This window comes from Burkholderia sp. Ax-1720 (assembly GCF_011753035.1).
Lineage (GTDB): Bacteria > Pseudomonadota > Gammaproteobacteria > Burkholderiales > Burkholderiaceae > Burkholderia > Burkholderia gladioli.
Map to the genome: position 1 here is coordinate 1 of NZ_VWWK01000002.1, position 14,435 is coordinate 14,435.

Consider the following 14,435-nt stretch of genomic DNA (forward strand, 5'->3'; position numbering starts at 1 on the left):
CGCCATCGCGGCGCGACGGCGCGCACCGTCGACGTGCTGACGGCGCTGTTGCCGCCGCCTGGCGCCGCCGCGCGCGACGAGGCCTGGACGGCCTGAGCGCGCGCCATCGGAGGGCGCATCGCCCCGAGCGAAGACGGCCGGCATTGCCGGCCGTTCGCACGTTTACGCGTTCAGCAAACCCTTCTTCTCGATGAAGGCGATCACCTCGGCCACGCCTTCCAGCGCCTTCAGGTTGGTCATCACGTAGGGGCGCTCGCCGCGCATCTTGCGCGTGTCGGAGGCCATGATCTCCAGGTTCGCGCCCACCAGCGGCGCGAGGTCGGTCTTGTTGATCACCAGCAGGTCCGACTTGGTGATGCCGGGGCCGCCCTTGCGCGGGATCTTCTCGCCGCCGGCCACGTCGATCACGTAGATCGTCAGGTCCGACAGCTCGGGGCTGAAGGTGGCCGCGAGATTGTCGCCGCCCGACTCGATGAACACGATGTCGGCATCGGGGAAGCGGCCCAGCATGCGATCGACGGCCTCGAGGTTGATCGAGGCGTCCTCGCGGATCGCCGTGTGCGGGCAGCCGCCGGTCTCGACGCCCATGATGCGTTCCTCGGGCAGGGCGCCCGCCACGGTCAGCAGGCGCTGGTCTTCCTTGGTGTAGATGTCGTTGGTGATCGCCACCAGGTCGTAGCGCTCGCGCATCGCCTTGCAGAGCATCTCGAGCAGGGTGGTCTTGCCGGAGCCGACGGGGCCGCCGATGCCCACGCGCAGCGGCGGCAGTTTCTTGGTACGGCGGGAGGAAGCGGAGGGCGTGTTCATGGTCGTGCGTTCAGGAGCGGAACAGTCGGGAGTACTGGGTTTCGTGCCGCGCCGACAGGATGCCGAGCAGCGGCGCGAAGGTGTTGATCGCCTCGGGCGGCGTGGCCAGCGCGCGGCGCACCGCGGCCGCGATGGTGCCGCGCAGCGAGACCAGGATCTTCTGGCCGGCGAGCTGGCCGAGCGGCACCGCCTTGAGCGCGGCGGCGGCCTGGTTCTCGACCCAGCCGAAGGCATAGGCGGTCAGCGTCGCGTCGGCCGCCGCATCGTGCGCGGCGGCCGCGAAGGCATAGGCGGTGGGCAGCGCGATGGGGCGCATCGCGGCCAGCGTGGTGCGCTGCGCGGCGTCGCCCCATTCGAGCGAGCCGCACAGCTGGGCGAGCGACCAGCCCATCTGCTCGGTCTCGCGGCGCAGTTCGGCCGATTCGCGGCTGGCGATGAATTCCGCATTGGCGTCGAGCAGCGCCTCGGTGTCGTGCCGGCGCCAGCGTTCGAGCTGGTGCGCGACCAGCGGCAGCTCGCCGAGCGCGAGCACGTCGGCCAGGCCGCTGGCGATCCAGTCGCGCGCGCTGTCGGCGTCGCGGATCAGCTCGGCGTCGAGCGCGGCCTCGAAACCCTGCGAATAGCTGAAGGCGCCGATCGGCAGGGCCGGCGAGGCCAGGTGCAGCAGCGCGACGAGTTCAGTCGTGTCCATGGTCGTGGCAATGCTTGCAGTCGTCGCCGTGCCGGTGCTCGTGATCGTGATCGTGCCGATGTTCGTGCGGATGCGCGTGCGCGCCGTGCGCATGCGCATGATCGTGCCCGTGCGCATGATCGTCGTGATCGTGGCCGTGCCCGTGCGCATGTCCGTGATGCTCGCCATACACCTGCTGCGCGAGCGCGTAGTCTTCCGCGAAGCTCGCGTCGTGGCCGTGCCGATGACCGCCGCCATACGCGCCCGCCTCGGGCTGGAACGGCGCCTCGACGCGTTCGACGCGCGCGCCGAGCCGCGTCAGCATGTCGGCCAGCACCGGATCGTATTCGAGCTTGAGCGTGTCCAGGCCGATCTCGACCGGCGTGTGACGATTGCCGAGATGGTAGGCCGCGCGCGTGAAGGTCAGCGCATCGGGCGCGCGTACCCGCATCACCGCCTCGGCGGCGGCCACCACGCGCACCAGCGCGCCGTCGTCGGCCACCAGCACGTCGCCGTCGGCCAGCACGGTGCCGCGCGGCAGCACCACGGCCAGCTCCTCGCCGCTGTCGAGCGTGGCCGCGAAGCGGCTGCGGCAGCGCGCGTCATAGGCCAGCGTGAGGGTCGGCGCGCGGGCCACCAGCGAGGCGGCCAGCTTCACGTTCGGGGCAATGCGTTTGTCGAGAGTGCGCATGAAACGTAATCGGAATCCGGTCAGAACAGGAAGTAGCGCTGCGCCATCGGCAGCACCGTGGCGGGCTCGCAGGTCAGCAACTGGCCGTTGGCCACCACGTCGTAGGTTTCGGGGTCGACCGTGATGCTCGGCCGCCAGGCGTTGTGGATCATGTCGGCCTTGGTCACCGTGCGGCAGCCGCGCACCGCCACCACCTGCTTGGCCAGCCCGTAGCGCGCGGCCACGCCGCGATCGGCCGCCAGTTGCGAGACGAAGGTGAGCGAGGTGCGCCCGAGCGCGCCGCCGCGGGTGGCGAACATCTCGCGGAAATGCACCGGCTGCGGGGTCGGGATCGAGGCGTTCGGGTCGCCCATCTGGGCCACCGCGATCATGCCGCCCTTGAGGATCATGGCCGGCTTCACGCCGAAGAAGGCCGGCTCCCACAGCACCAGGTCGGCCCACTTGCCCGGCTCGACCGAGCCGACCTCGTGGGCGATGCCGTGCGTGAGCGCCGGGTTGATGGTGTACTTCGCGACGTAGCGCTTGGCGCGGAAATTGTCGTTGCGCGCGCCGTCCTCGGGCAGCCGGCCGCGCTGCACCTTCATCTTGTGCGCGGTCTGCCAGGCGCGGATGATCACCTCGCCCACCCGGCCCATCGCCTGCGAATCCGAGGACATCATCGACAGCGCGCCGAGGTCGTGCAGGATGTCCTCGGCGGCGATGGTCTCGCGGCGGATCCGCGATTCGGCGAAGGCCAGGTCCTCGGCGATCGACGGATCGAGGTGATGGCAGACCATCAGCATGTCGAGGTGCTCGTCGAGCGTGTTGATCGTGTAGGGCCGCGTCGGGTTGGTCGACGAGGGCAGCACGTTCAGCTCCGAGCAGACCTTCAGGATGTCGGGCGCATGGCCGCCGCCGGCACCCTCGGTGTGATAGGTGTGGATCGTGCGGCCCTTGAAGGCGGCCACCGTCGATTCGACGAAACCGCCCTCGTTGAGCGTGTCGGTGTGGATCGCCACCTGCGTATCGGTTGCGTCCGCAACCGTCAGGCAGTTGTCGATGGCCGCCGGCGTGGAGCCCCAGTCCTCGTGCAGCTTGAGGCCGATCGCGCCGGCCGCGATCTGTTCCTCGGCCGGCTGCGGCAGGCTCACGTTGCCCTTGCCGAGGAAGCCGATGTTGATCGGCCAGCCGTCGGCGGCCTGCAGCATGCGCTCGAGGTGCCAGGGCCCCGGCGTGCAGGTGGTGGCATTGGTGCCGGCCGCGGGCCCGGTGCCGCCGCCGATCATGGTGGTCACGCCCGAGGCCAGCGCCTCGTCGATCTGCTGCGGGCTGATGAAGTGGATGTGGGTGTCGATGCCGCCGGCCGTGACGATCATGCCCTCGCCGGCGATCACCTCGGTGCCCGCGCCGATCGCGATGGTCACGCCGGGCTGGATGTCGGGGTTGCCGGCCTTGCCGATCGACTGGATGCGGCCGTCCTTGATGGCGATGTCGGCCTTGACGATGCCCCAGTGATCGAGGATCACCGCATTGGTCACCACCGTGTCGGCCACTTCCGCCGCGACGCGCTGCGACTGGCCCATGCCGTCGCGGATCACCTTGCCGCCGCCGAACTTCACTTCCTCGCCGTAGATCGTGCAGTCGCGCTCGACCTCGATCAGCAGTTCGGTGTCGGCGAGGCGGATGCGGTCGCCGGTGGTCGGGCCGAACATTTCCGCGTACGCGCGGCGGCTCAAGCGTAGTGTCATGGTGTCGAATCCTTGGGGCGCCCGGCGGGGGCCGGGCTGCGAACGATGGGAGGGCGCGGGGGCCGGCCTGGCGGGCTCAGAGCTTGCCCATCACCTTGCCCTGGAAGCCGTAGACGATGCGATCCCCCGCCAGCTCGACCAGCTCGACGGTGCGCGTCTGGCCGGGCTCGAAGCGCACGGCGGTGCCGGCGGCGATATTGAGCCGATAGCCGCGCGCGGCGGCGCGATCGAAGGACAGTGCGTCGTTGACTTCGTGGAAGTGGTAGTGCGAGCCGACCTGCACCGGCCGGTCGCCGGTATTGGCGACCGCCAGCGTGAGCGTGGCGCGGCCGACGTTGAGCTCATGCTCGCCGTCGTCGGTGAGGATTTCGCCGGGGATCATGGTGGGCCTCAGGGAATCGGGTGATGGACGGTGACCAGCTTGGTGCCGTCGGGAAACGTCGCCTCGACCTGGATGTCGGGAATCATCTCGGGCACGCCGTCCATCACGTCCTCGCGCGTGAGCAGGGTGGTGCCGTAGTGCATCACCTCGGCCACGGTCTTGCCGTCGCGGGCGGCTTCCATCAGCGCCGCGGTGATGAACGCGACCGTCTCCGGGTAGTTGAGCTTCAGTCCGCGGGCGCGGCGGCGCTCGGCCAGCAGCGCGGCGGTGAAGATCAACAGCTTGTCCTTCTCTCGTGGGGTCAGCTTCATGAAAGCCTAATGTTTAGCTAGACGTAATGATTCGAGCGTGTGTTGCAGACATGGCAAGCGATCCTAGCATCGCGACCGGTGGCCCGCATGAGGTTCTCTCTGAATGCAAGCCGTGTGCCATGCGGTAGTGCGCTGCGCGGCCCGTTTGCGTGCGCGCGCTCACCGCGCCGGTGCGCGGGGCCGGCGCGGTGCATCGAGATGGTGCGAGGAAGAGGGGGAAGGGGGAGGAGAGCCTCAGGTCTGCCAGAGCCGCAGCGGTTTCGCCTCGACGCCGTGCACCACCGGGCGCAGCCGCGTCCACTGCTCGACGAACAACTGCTGCAGCGCCTCGACCGAGCCGGCCAGCGCGCGCACCAGCATCACGCGCGGCGCGACGCAGGTGGCGCCGGCGCGCAGCGTGTCGGTGAAGGGCAGCGTCGGCGCCAGCGATTCCGCCAGCGCGTCGGTGCAAGCGTCGCCGATCGCCCACAGCGTGCCGTACACGGGGAAGCCGGCCAGCCCTTGCGGTGTCTCGCGCAGCGGCTCGGTCGCGCCCAGGTGCGCGCGCTCGACCCAGAGCGGCTGTCCGTCGGCGCCGACGATGCGCGCATACGAGGCGATGCGCCCGACCGACCAGGTTTCGCCGGCGGCCTGCCTGCCCAGTTGCGAGACGTCCCAGCCGATCACGCTGGCGCGTTCGCCGAGCGTCAGCGAAAACTCCAGCGATGCCTGGGCCGCGTCGAAGAACAGGTTGTTCTGCGGCAGCCAGTCCAGGCGCGCGTCGTCGCCCACCTCGATGGCGATGCGCTGCCGCGCGTCCAGGCCGTTGGACTTGTACCACTTGGTGGCGCCCGGCGTGGTGATCACCGCATGCGAGCCGGCGCCGACGCGCACCGCGATGTCGAGCCGGTCGCCGCCGGCCACGCCGCCGGGCGGATGCACGATCACCGCGTGGCAGATCGCGTCGCCTTCGGGATAGAGCGGGCGCTGGATCCGCAGCGGCCCGTCGTGGCGGCGGTGTACCAGCGCCGTGCGCTGCGCGGATTGCCGCTCGAAGCCGAGCTCGAGCGTGGCGCGCCAGGATTTCTTCGCGGCGGCACCGGTGGTGGCGCTATCGGGTGAGGCGGGGGCGTGCGGATCGTGAGCGGACATCGAACGAACGGAAAGGCATCGGGCAAGGGACCGGGCGAGCGAGCCGCGCGATCCGGACAATCCGGAACCGGCCGCCTGGCTGCTGCGCTTCGACTGCGTTCCGGCGCGGCTCCTGCCGCGCGCCGACATGCTACCTCAGGCGGCCATGCCGGCGCGCGCGGATCAATATTGCGGCCCCGGCTCAGCCGCGTGCCGGCGAGGCGGTCCAGCGATCGCCGAGCAGCGCGCGGTAGCTCGCGTACATGCCCAGCACGACCAGCGCGGCCAGCAGCGGCGTGACCACCAGGGCGCGCAGGGCCACCGGCAGCCACGGCGCGGCCAGCGCGTCGGCGCCCAGCGCGAGGGCATGGACCAGCGCGACCGGCAGGTTGCGCAGCACGGCGCGCGCGCTCGCCAGCATCGCCTCGCCGGCCGATGCGCGGCGCAGCACCACCAGGGCCGGCGCGAACCAGAACAGGGCGAGCGCCAGCGCGTAGCAGGGCAGCGCCACCAGCAGTGACAGCGCCTCGGCCTCGAGCGGGTCGGCCGGCATCAGATGCGACTGGCGCAGGCCATGCGCGGCCGCGTAGCCGGCACCGGCGATCGCGGCCGTCGCGCAGCCGATCGCCAGCAGCGTGTTGCGATGCTCGGCCACTGCGAGCCAGGCCTCGCCGAACGACCAGGCTCGCGCATGGGTGGCGCGTTCCTGCATCAGCACCAGCACGGCGGCCGCCAGCGGCGCGGCCATCGGCGCGAGCAGCGCGAGGCGCGGCGCCAGTTCGAACAGGGTGGCCGCGTCGGCGCAGGCGAGCAGCGCGAACAGCCACCAGACGGGCCGCTGGCGCGCGATCGACAGCCCATGCGCGAGCCAGCCGGGCAATTGGCGAATCGATACGCCGCGCGGCGTGCCGCGGCGACGCGGATCGTAGGGGCGCGCGACGGCTGCCGCGCTGGAAGCGATGTGCCGGTTCATGACCGTTTCCTCTCGATGAAAAAACACTGCATGAGTCAGGGGGATGGCGCGCCGCGTCAGGCCGCGCCGGTGTCGAGTCGTTCGGTGATGCGTTCGGCCTGGCGGCGCACGTAGCGCACCAGGCCGCGCCAGGTGGCGCGGGTCAGCAGCAGGCAGAGCCAGAGGCCGAGCAGGCCGCTGACCAGCATCGCGAAGCCGTAGAGCAGGGTGCCGATGCGCTCGCCGTGCGAGCCGACGATCACCAGCCGGTCGCGTCCGCTGCCGAGCGCGACGTGGTTGCGGTCGATCTCGATCGAGTCATCGCCGCTCTTGAGGCTCAGGTGCGGGGTGTCGCCCGCGACGAAGGACATGCTGCCGTCGCGGTCCCTGATGTCCCAGGCCATCGACTCGGGCTTGCCGCCCACGCGCGCGGCCGAGACCTTGTCGCCCTGCTTGTCGCGCAGCTCGAGCGCCACCACGTCGATGCGCCGGATCGACCAGCTTTCGCCCTCGACGGTGAACAGCGCGCGCGAGCCGCCGACCGCCTCGGCGTGCAGCTTGCCGTCGCGATTGTTCAGCTCGAGGGGCCCCGCCGTGGTGACGATCGATACATGCGTGCCGGCTTGCGGGCGCAGCACGAAGCGCTCGCCGTCCACCCGCAGGTCGGGCACGTTCAGGTGCGCCAGCAGCGCTTCGGTGCTCGCCGCGGCGGTGCCGGCCTGGCTCGCCTTCGGTGCCTCGGGGGCGGGCGGAGCCTGTGGCGCGCTCGCGGCGGCGGACTTCTCGTCGTCATCGTCGTCGTCTTCGTCCGCGTCGCGACGGGCGGCCGCCTTCGCGCCGGCGCGGCCGTCGTCGGAGCCGGCCTCGATGCTGAACGGAATGAAGTCGGCCGAGGGCCAGCCGAACAGGTGATGGCTGCCGAGCATCAGCACGATCGCCAGGCCCGCGGCGAACAGCCCCGCCGACAGCGCATAGGCGGCGGTGAGCAGCAGCAGGTAGAACATGAAGGGCACCAGCAGCAGCAATTGCAGCAGGCCCAGCCCGGCGATCGAGGCGAACACGCGCATCAGGTTGCCGAACGAGCGGCGCGTCTCCCACTGGCGGAAGTTGGCCTGCGCGCGCAGTTCGCGGGCGAGCTTGGCTGGCTCGCCCAGCGCGGCCACCACCTCGGCCTCGCTTCGGCCGGCGGCCAGCGCGTCGCCGATGTACTCGCGGTAGTCGGCGACGATCTCGTCGACCACGTGCTTCGGCAAACTCCGCAGTTCATGCCGCAATTGCTCGATGAATGCGTCCTGCGTCATTGCTGCTCCCCTGTCGCGGTTGGCACGCCGGGCAAGCCGAGCACGCCGTTGACTTCATTGACGAAACTGCGCCATTCCTGTTCCATGCCCGCCAGGCTGCTGCGCCCCGCGGCCGTCAGCGAGTAGTACTTGCGCGGCGGCCCCGAGCTCGACTCGACGAAGTAGGTCGACACCCAGGCCTCGGCCTGCAGGCGCCGCATCAGCGGGTAGATGGTGCCCTCGCTGATTTCCATGGTTTCCGACAGCGTCGAGACGAGTTCGTAGGCGTAGCTGTCCCCGCGTGCCAGCACGGCCAGCACGCACATGTCGAGCGTTCCCTTTTTCAACTGGGTCTTCATGCGAATCCGTCTGCTTTGGTGTGCATTGCAGGGTACCTTGCAATGCACGATTGTTGGCGGGACTTGTTCCGTCGAGCCATGGGCTGCAATGTAGCAGCCGGTATTGTTTTATGCAAGGTACTGTTTCATGCACGACAGCGGAGGCGGGAAAAACCGCGCCCGGCAAGCGCGACGGCCTTGCCGGGCGGGCGAGGGAAGAATACGGGGGCGCGATGGCGGGCATCGAGCGCCGCCCGCCATCGGGGTGGCCTGCATGGCGCCGGCGGGGAGCCGGCCGGCGCCGTGCCGATCGGAGCCGATCAGCTGCCGGACAGGCTGAAGGTCGGCGAGCGGTAGCCGATCCCGGCGCGGCCCAGCTTCGGCAGCTCGCGCTGCTTGAGCACGGTGGCGAAGCCGGCCCAGTCCTGGTTCAGCGCGTCCTTGTCGACCAGGTGCGTGTCGCCGAGCTTGTAGCGCACGCCGGCCGCGTACGGGCGCTCCCAGTCGGCGCGATGCCAGGCGCGCTCGGCCAGTGCCAGCAGGCGCGGGTACACCATGTACTCGAACTCGCTGTCGTTGCGCATCACCTCGCCCCAGGCCTGGCCCTGCATGCCTTCCAGGCGCGGCGCGGCGCCGGTACCGGTCACCTCGAACGGATTGCCGTCGCGGTCGCCGATCACCTCGGCGTTCTGCGGCAGGTTCTCCGGCGCGAACGAGAACACCTTGTACTCGTCGGTCGCGTGCGAGCCCCAGTAGTAGCCGCGCTCACGCGGGTTGGTGGTGTAGGGGAAGTCGAAGTAGAGGTAGTCGGGCAGGGCCAGCACGGTGCGATAGCCCTTCGCGCTCCAGTCCCGCGCGCTGTCGGCGGCGCCCCAGAACAGCGTGTCCCACAGCGTCACCATGGTGTTGCGGGTGCTGAAGTCCTGCGGGCCGTTGGCATGCTTGAGGCCGTCCTGCCAGGCCGCCATGGTGCCGATGCCGTTGGCCGCGACCTGCGCGCTGACCTGCTGCGCGAAGCGCGTCGGCAGCTCCTCGGTCGACTTGATCTCGCCGCGCTGCAGCAGGGCGGTGCACATCGGCGAGCGGGCCCAGGGCAGGTCCTGCGCGGCCTGGTCGACGCGGCCCTTGTTCGGGTCGGTGCCGTTGAGCGGCTGGAAGCCGGCGCCGAGCAGGATGTTCTTGGCCTCGTCGCCGCCGAAGTGCCAGATCGGCAGCGGCGCCTGAGCATCGGCGTACATCGCGGCGATCTCGCGGATCACCTTGGTGGCGAACTTCAGCGAGCCGGGCGCGCAGGGGTTGAGATAGCTGCGGCGATCGTAGAACTGCACCGACAGCGTGTTCGAGGTGTCCTGCGGATCGACCAGCCGGTACTCGCTGGCCTCGCGCTCGCGGCCGAGCGCGTGGAACAGCCGGTAGCGCACCTCCATCGACTGCACCGCGGCGCGCGCGTGGGCCGGCATGTCGATCTCGGGGATCACGTCGACGAAGCGCTCGGCCGCGTAGCGCAGCAGCGAGACGTATTCGTCGCGACGCAGGTAGCCGCCGCCCGAGCGGTTGTCCGGCCCCGAGCCGAGCTGCGGCAGCAGGCACAGCGTCTCGCTCGGATCGTGGCAGCGGCGCGAGCCCACCGCCGTCAGCTCGGGCAGGCCGGGGATCTCGATGCGCCAGCCCTCGTCGTCGGACAGGTGCAGGTGCAGGCGGTTGAGCTTGTAGGCGCTCATCTGGTCGATCAGCTTGCGCAGCGTGTCGGCGTGCTTGAAGTTGCGCGCCAGGTCGGCGTGCATGCCGCGATGCGGGAAGCGCGGCGCGTCCTCCACCTGCATGGCCGGGATCCGGCCGCCGCCGGCCGGCGTCAGCGAGAACAGCGTCTGCACGCCGTAGTAGAGGCCGGTCTGGTCGTAGGCCTCGATGTTTGCGCCCTGGCGCGTGATCGAGAGCCGGTAGCCGCCGGGGATCGCGATGTCGGCGGGCAGTTGTTGCGGCACGATGCTGCCGCGCACCGGCAGGCCCGAGCCGCCCAGGCCCAGCTCGCCGGCGCGCTCGCGCAGCGCCGCCACGTGGTTGGCCGCGAGGCCGGTGAGTGCCAGCTGCACGCCGCGCAGCTCCACCGTGTCGTTGCCGAGGCGCTCGCGCTTCACGCTCGGCAGGGCGCGCGACGCCACCGGCTGGACCGCGGCGGGCGGCGCGTTGCCAGTCGAGCTGCTCTGCGCGTCGGCCGGCAGCGAATCGACGTAGCGCGTCTCGTCGTCGGTGTCGTTATGGCGCAGCACGGTCGGCAGCGCGCCCGAGACGATCACGTAGGGGCGCGGCAGCAGATCGCTGTAGCGCAGGAACCAGTATTCGGCCACGAAGGGCACGGTCAGGCGTGCGCCGGGCGCGAGCGTGACCGCGCCGGGCTTGGGCGTCAGCTCGTAGAGGTCGCCCGTCAGGTGGCGCAGCGTGAAGCCGGGATGGTCGATGCGCAGCAGGCGCCGGATGCTGTGCAGGTAGAGCTTCCAGCCGTCGCCGCTGATGCGCGCCTGGCCGCGGTTCTCGAGGATCAGCCGGCCGGTGGCGCAGCTCGCCGAATCGGCGCCGAGATCGGCACAGGGCACGCCGGCCGCGTTCGCGTTGTTGTTGTCGATCGCGTAATGCAGCATCAGGTCGCGGCCGAGCTGGGCCGACAGCAGGAACGGGCTGAGGATGCCGCCGGGAGGCCGGGCCTGCGCGCCGGGCGTGGCAGGTGCGCCCGGCATCGGCGCGTTGAAGGTCTGGGCGGATTGCGCGCCGGCGGCGGCCGGTAGCACGGCGGCCGCGATCAGGGCGGCCTTCAGGAGCAGCGTTCGGTTCATCGGATTTCCCCAAGAGGATGCGGCGAATCAAGGCCCGGGAGCCCGGGATCGTGGCGGCCGGTGTGTCCAGGAAACGGGCGCGCGACGGCACGCGCGATGCCCGATGGGCATCGCGGATCGGTGGCGCGGCAATCGTCAAACGGGTGCGGCGGATGCAGCAGGTGCTGAGGCGGGCTGGACGCCGGGGCGCGCTCGCGCGCGTGCCGGCGGCAGCGGAACTACGGGAATGGCGTGGGGCAGGGTCGGCCGCCGGCATGCCGGCAAGCCTGGGGCGCAACGCGGCGCGCCGAAGCGGAATTCTTCATGTCTCCCCCTCTCAGTGGGACGCGGCCTGTCGTCAGCCTTGCGCGAAATATTACGAAATCTCCAATTGGTGTTCAAGTGGTATTGATTTGGAATTGAACTGGCATTAACCCGAATGCCTGGGAAAGAATCGGGGCGGGGAGGGGACGGGCAAGGGGGAAGCGGGCGGGGCCGCGGCCGGCGAGGCGCTCGCGATCGGCGGGCTTGTCGTGGAAATCCGGGGCGCGGGGGGCGCCCCGGGAGCGGGGGAAGACGGGGAGGCGGGGAAGGCTCAGACGGCGATCAGCTCGCGCACGCCCTTGGCGTCCATCTCGTCGGCGGCGCCGCCGGCGACGATCTCGCCGCGGCTCATCACCCAGTAGTGATCGGCGATCGACTTCGCGAAGTCGTAATACTGCTCGACCAGCAGTACGGTCATCCCGGTTTCGTCGACCAGTTGCCGCAGCGTGCGGCCGATGTCCTGGATGATCGAAGGCTGGATGCCCTCGGTCGGTTCGTCGAGGATCAGCAGTTGCGGCTCGCTCATCAGCGCGCGGCCGATCGCGAGCTGCTGCTGCTGGCCGCCGGAGAGATCGCCGCCGCGCCGCGTGCGCATCTCGCGCAGCACCGGGAACAATTCGTAGATGCGATCCGGCACCTTCGAGGGTGCCTTGCGGCTGGCCGCGCCCACCAGCAGGTTCTCCTCCACGGTCAGGCGCGGGAAGATATCGCGGCCCTGCGGCACGTAGGCGAGCCCGGCGGCGACGCGCGCATGCGGCGCCAGCGCGTCGAGCGGCTTGCCGCGCCAGGCGATCTGCCCGTTCTTCGCGGCCACCACGCCCATCATGCAGCGCAGCAGGGTGGTCTTGCCCACGCCGTTGCGGCCGAGCAGAACGGTCAGCTTGCCTTCCTCGGCGCTCAGGTTGACGTTGCGCAGGATATGGCTGCCGCCGTAGAACTGGTTGAGGGAATCGATCTTCAGCATAAGCTAGTTGTCCTTCAGATTCGTCAACGGCCGAGGTAGGACTCGATCACGGCCTCGTCGCGCTTGACCTGATCGAGCGTGCCTTGCGCGAGCACCGCGCCTTCGGCCATCACGGTCACGCAGCCGGTTTCGCCGGCCAGCGCCGCGACGAATTCCATGTCGTGCTCGACCACCATCATCGAGCAGCTGCCGCGCAGCGCGTTCAGCAACTGCGCCAGCTCCATGGTCTCGTGGTCGGTCATGCCGGCCGCGGGTTCGTCGAGCAGCAGCAGGGCCGGCTGCTGCATCAGCAGCATGCCGATCTCGAGCCGCTGCTTCTGGCCGTGCGAGAGCTCGCCGGCCAGGCGGTAGGCGCTGTCCTCGAGCTTGATCAGCGCGAGCGTGTCCTCGATGCGGCGCTGCGCCGAGCGGTCGAGCCGCGCGCGCAGCGAGGCCAGCCAGCCCTTGTCGGTCTTCATCGCCAGCTCGAGGTTCTCCCAGACCGGGTGCGCCTCGAACACGGTCGGCTTCTGGAACTTGCGGCCGATGCCGGTGCGCGCGATCTCGGGCTCGCTCATGCGCGACAGGTCGAGGGTCTGGCCGAGGAACACCTTGCCCGCGTCGGGCCGGGTCTTGCCGGTGATCACGTCCATCATGGTGGTCTTGCCGGCGCCGTTCGGGCCGATCACGCAGCGCAGCTCGCCCGCGTCGATCGACAGCGACAGCTTCCTCAACGCGCGAAAGCCGTCGAAGCTGACCTCGATGTCCTCCAGGTAGAGGATGGTGCCGTGCGAGGTATCGATCGCGCCGGGCTCGACCACGCGCGCCATCGAGGCCACGCCGCTGAGGGTGAGCGCCTCGGCGCCGCCGTCGGGCTGGGCCAGGTCGGGCATCATGCCGTTCTCGTTCATCGACGCGCTCCGCGTTTGATCAGGGAATCGACCAGGCCGACGATGCCGCGCGGCATCAGCAGCGGCACCAGCACGAAGATCAGGCCGAGGAAGAACAGCCAGTATTCGGCGAAGTAGGCGGTGAAGAAGCTCTTCGCGCCGTTCACCGCGAAGGCGCCGACGATCGGCCCGATCAGCGTGCCGCGCCCGCCCACCGCCACCCAGATCGCCATCTCGATCGAGTTGCCCGGCGACATCTCGCTGGGGTTGATGATGCCGACCTGCGGCACGTACAAGGCGCCGGCGATGCCGCACAGCACGGCCGAGACGGTCCAGATGAACAGCTTGTAGGCGAGCGGGCTGTAGCCGAGGAACATCAGGCGCGTTTCGCCGTCGCGCACGGCGGTGACCACCCGGCCGAGCTTCGAGGTGACGATCGCGCGCGCGGCGAGGAAGGCCAGCACCAGGGTGGCGAAGCTCGCGAGCAGCAGCACCGTGCGCATGCCGGGCGAGGTGATGCCGTAGCCGGCGAGGCGCTTGAAGTCGGTGAAGCCGTTGTTGCCGCCGAAGCCGGTCTCGTTGCGATAGAACAGCAGCATCGCCGCGAAGGTCATGGCCTGGGTGATGATCGACAGGTAGACGCCCTTCACGCGCGAGCGGAAAGTGAAGAAGCCGAACACCCAGGCGACCACGGCCGGCACCAGCACCACCAGCGCGAGCGCCACCGCGAGGTGGTCCGAGCCGCTCCAGTACCAGGGCAGCGACTTCCAGTTCAGGAACACCATGAAGTCGGGCAGGCTGCTGCCGTAGACGCCGTCGTGGCCGATCTCGCGCATCAGGTACATGCCGATCGCATAACCGCCGAGCGCGAAGAACAGCCCGTGGCCGAGGCTCAGGATCCCGCAGTAGCCCCATACCAGGTCGAGCGCGAGCGCGCCGATCGCGTAGCACATGAACTTGCCGGCGATCGTCATCGCGTAGGCGGACAGGTGGAAGGCGCTCGATTCGGGCACCACCAGCGCGGCCAGCGGCACGCCGATGCCGATCGCGATGCACAGCGCGATCAGCGCGAGCCAGGCGCGCCGCGACAGCAGCGCCGCGCGCGGCGGCAGGCCCAGCGCGAAGCCGGGCGCGCCGCCCGCGACGGGCGTGGGCACCGTGGCCGGCGCCAGCGAGGAAGAGGAAGTGATCGAGGTCATG

General features: G+C 70.1%; 14 protein-coding genes. All 14 read right to left on the reverse strand.

Features of this window, described 5'->3' with window-relative positions; genetic code table 11:
• Positions 1-162: 162 nt before the first annotated feature.
• Entirely contained in the window at positions 163-807 is a 645-nt protein-coding gene (gene ureG, locus F3J18_RS00670; protein ID WP_025098765.1) for an urease accessory protein UreG, read from the reverse strand.
• Between the two features lie 10 nt (positions 808-817).
• Positions 818-1,498: an urease accessory UreF family protein gene (locus F3J18_RS00675; protein WP_166910706.1), complete on the reverse strand. Its 681-nt coding sequence runs from the start codon at positions 1,496-1,498 to the stop codon at positions 818-820.
• Positions 1,485-2,168: an urease accessory protein UreE gene (gene ureE / locus F3J18_RS00680; protein ID WP_166910708.1), complete on the reverse strand. Its 684-nt coding sequence runs from the start codon at positions 2,166-2,168 to the stop codon at positions 1,485-1,487. The genes F3J18_RS00675 and ureE overlap by 14 nt, the downstream gene beginning before the upstream one ends.
• A gap of 20 nt (positions 2,169-2,188) precedes the next feature.
• Positions 2,189-3,895 carry an urease subunit alpha gene (ureC, locus tag F3J18_RS00685; protein ID WP_166910710.1) on the reverse strand — a complete coding sequence of 569 codons (1,707 nt, stop codon included), beginning with the start codon at positions 3,893-3,895 and terminating at the stop codon, positions 2,189-2,191.
• Positions 3,896-3,971: 76 nt separating this feature from the next.
• Positions 3,972-4,277, reverse strand: coding sequence for an urease subunit beta (locus F3J18_RS00690; protein ID WP_013696859.1), 306 nt, complete (start codon positions 4,275-4,277; stop codon positions 3,972-3,974).
• Between the two features lie 8 nt (positions 4,278-4,285).
• Entirely contained in the window at positions 4,286-4,588 is a 303-nt protein-coding gene (locus tag F3J18_RS00695; RefSeq protein WP_025098768.1) for an urease subunit gamma, read from the reverse strand.
• Positions 4,589-4,822: 234 nt separating this feature from the next.
• Complete coding sequence (locus tag F3J18_RS00700; protein WP_036048009.1) at positions 4,823-5,719, reverse strand: urease accessory protein UreD; 897 nt, start codon at positions 5,717-5,719, stop codon at positions 4,823-4,825.
• Positions 5,720-5,900: 181 nt separating this feature from the next.
• Complete coding sequence (locus F3J18_RS00705; protein WP_166910711.1) at positions 5,901-6,671, reverse strand: BPSS1780 family membrane protein; 771 nt, start codon at positions 6,669-6,671, stop codon at positions 5,901-5,903.
• Between the two features lie 56 nt (positions 6,672-6,727).
• Entirely contained in the window at positions 6,728-7,951 is a 1,224-nt protein-coding gene (locus F3J18_RS00710; protein ID WP_166910713.1) for a DUF1700 domain-containing protein, read from the reverse strand.
• Positions 7,948-8,289, reverse strand: coding sequence for a PadR family transcriptional regulator (locus F3J18_RS00715; protein WP_025098772.1), 342 nt, complete (start codon positions 8,287-8,289; stop codon positions 7,948-7,950). The genes F3J18_RS00710 and F3J18_RS00715 overlap by 4 nt, the downstream gene beginning before the upstream one ends.
• Positions 8,290-8,588: 299 nt before the next feature.
• Complete coding sequence (locus tag F3J18_RS00720) at positions 8,589-11,099, reverse strand: family 20 glycosylhydrolase (protein ID WP_166910715.1); 2,511 nt, start codon at positions 11,097-11,099, stop codon at positions 8,589-8,591.
• Between the two features lie 574 nt (positions 11,100-11,673).
• Entirely contained in the window at positions 11,674-12,366 is a 693-nt protein-coding gene (urtE, locus tag F3J18_RS00725; RefSeq protein WP_166910717.1) for an urea ABC transporter ATP-binding subunit UrtE, read from the reverse strand.
• Between the two features lie 23 nt (positions 12,367-12,389).
• The gene (gene urtD / locus F3J18_RS00730; RefSeq protein WP_025102064.1) at positions 12,390-13,256 is read right to left on the reverse strand and encodes an urea ABC transporter ATP-binding protein UrtD; all 867 of its coding nucleotides are present in this window, start codon (positions 13,254-13,256) and stop codon (positions 12,390-12,392) included.
• Positions 13,253-14,434, reverse strand: coding sequence for an urea ABC transporter permease subunit UrtC (gene urtC / locus F3J18_RS00735; protein ID WP_025102063.1), 1,182 nt, complete (start codon positions 14,432-14,434; stop codon positions 13,253-13,255). The genes urtD and urtC overlap by 4 nt, the downstream gene beginning before the upstream one ends.
• Position 14,435: the final 1 nt, after the last annotated feature.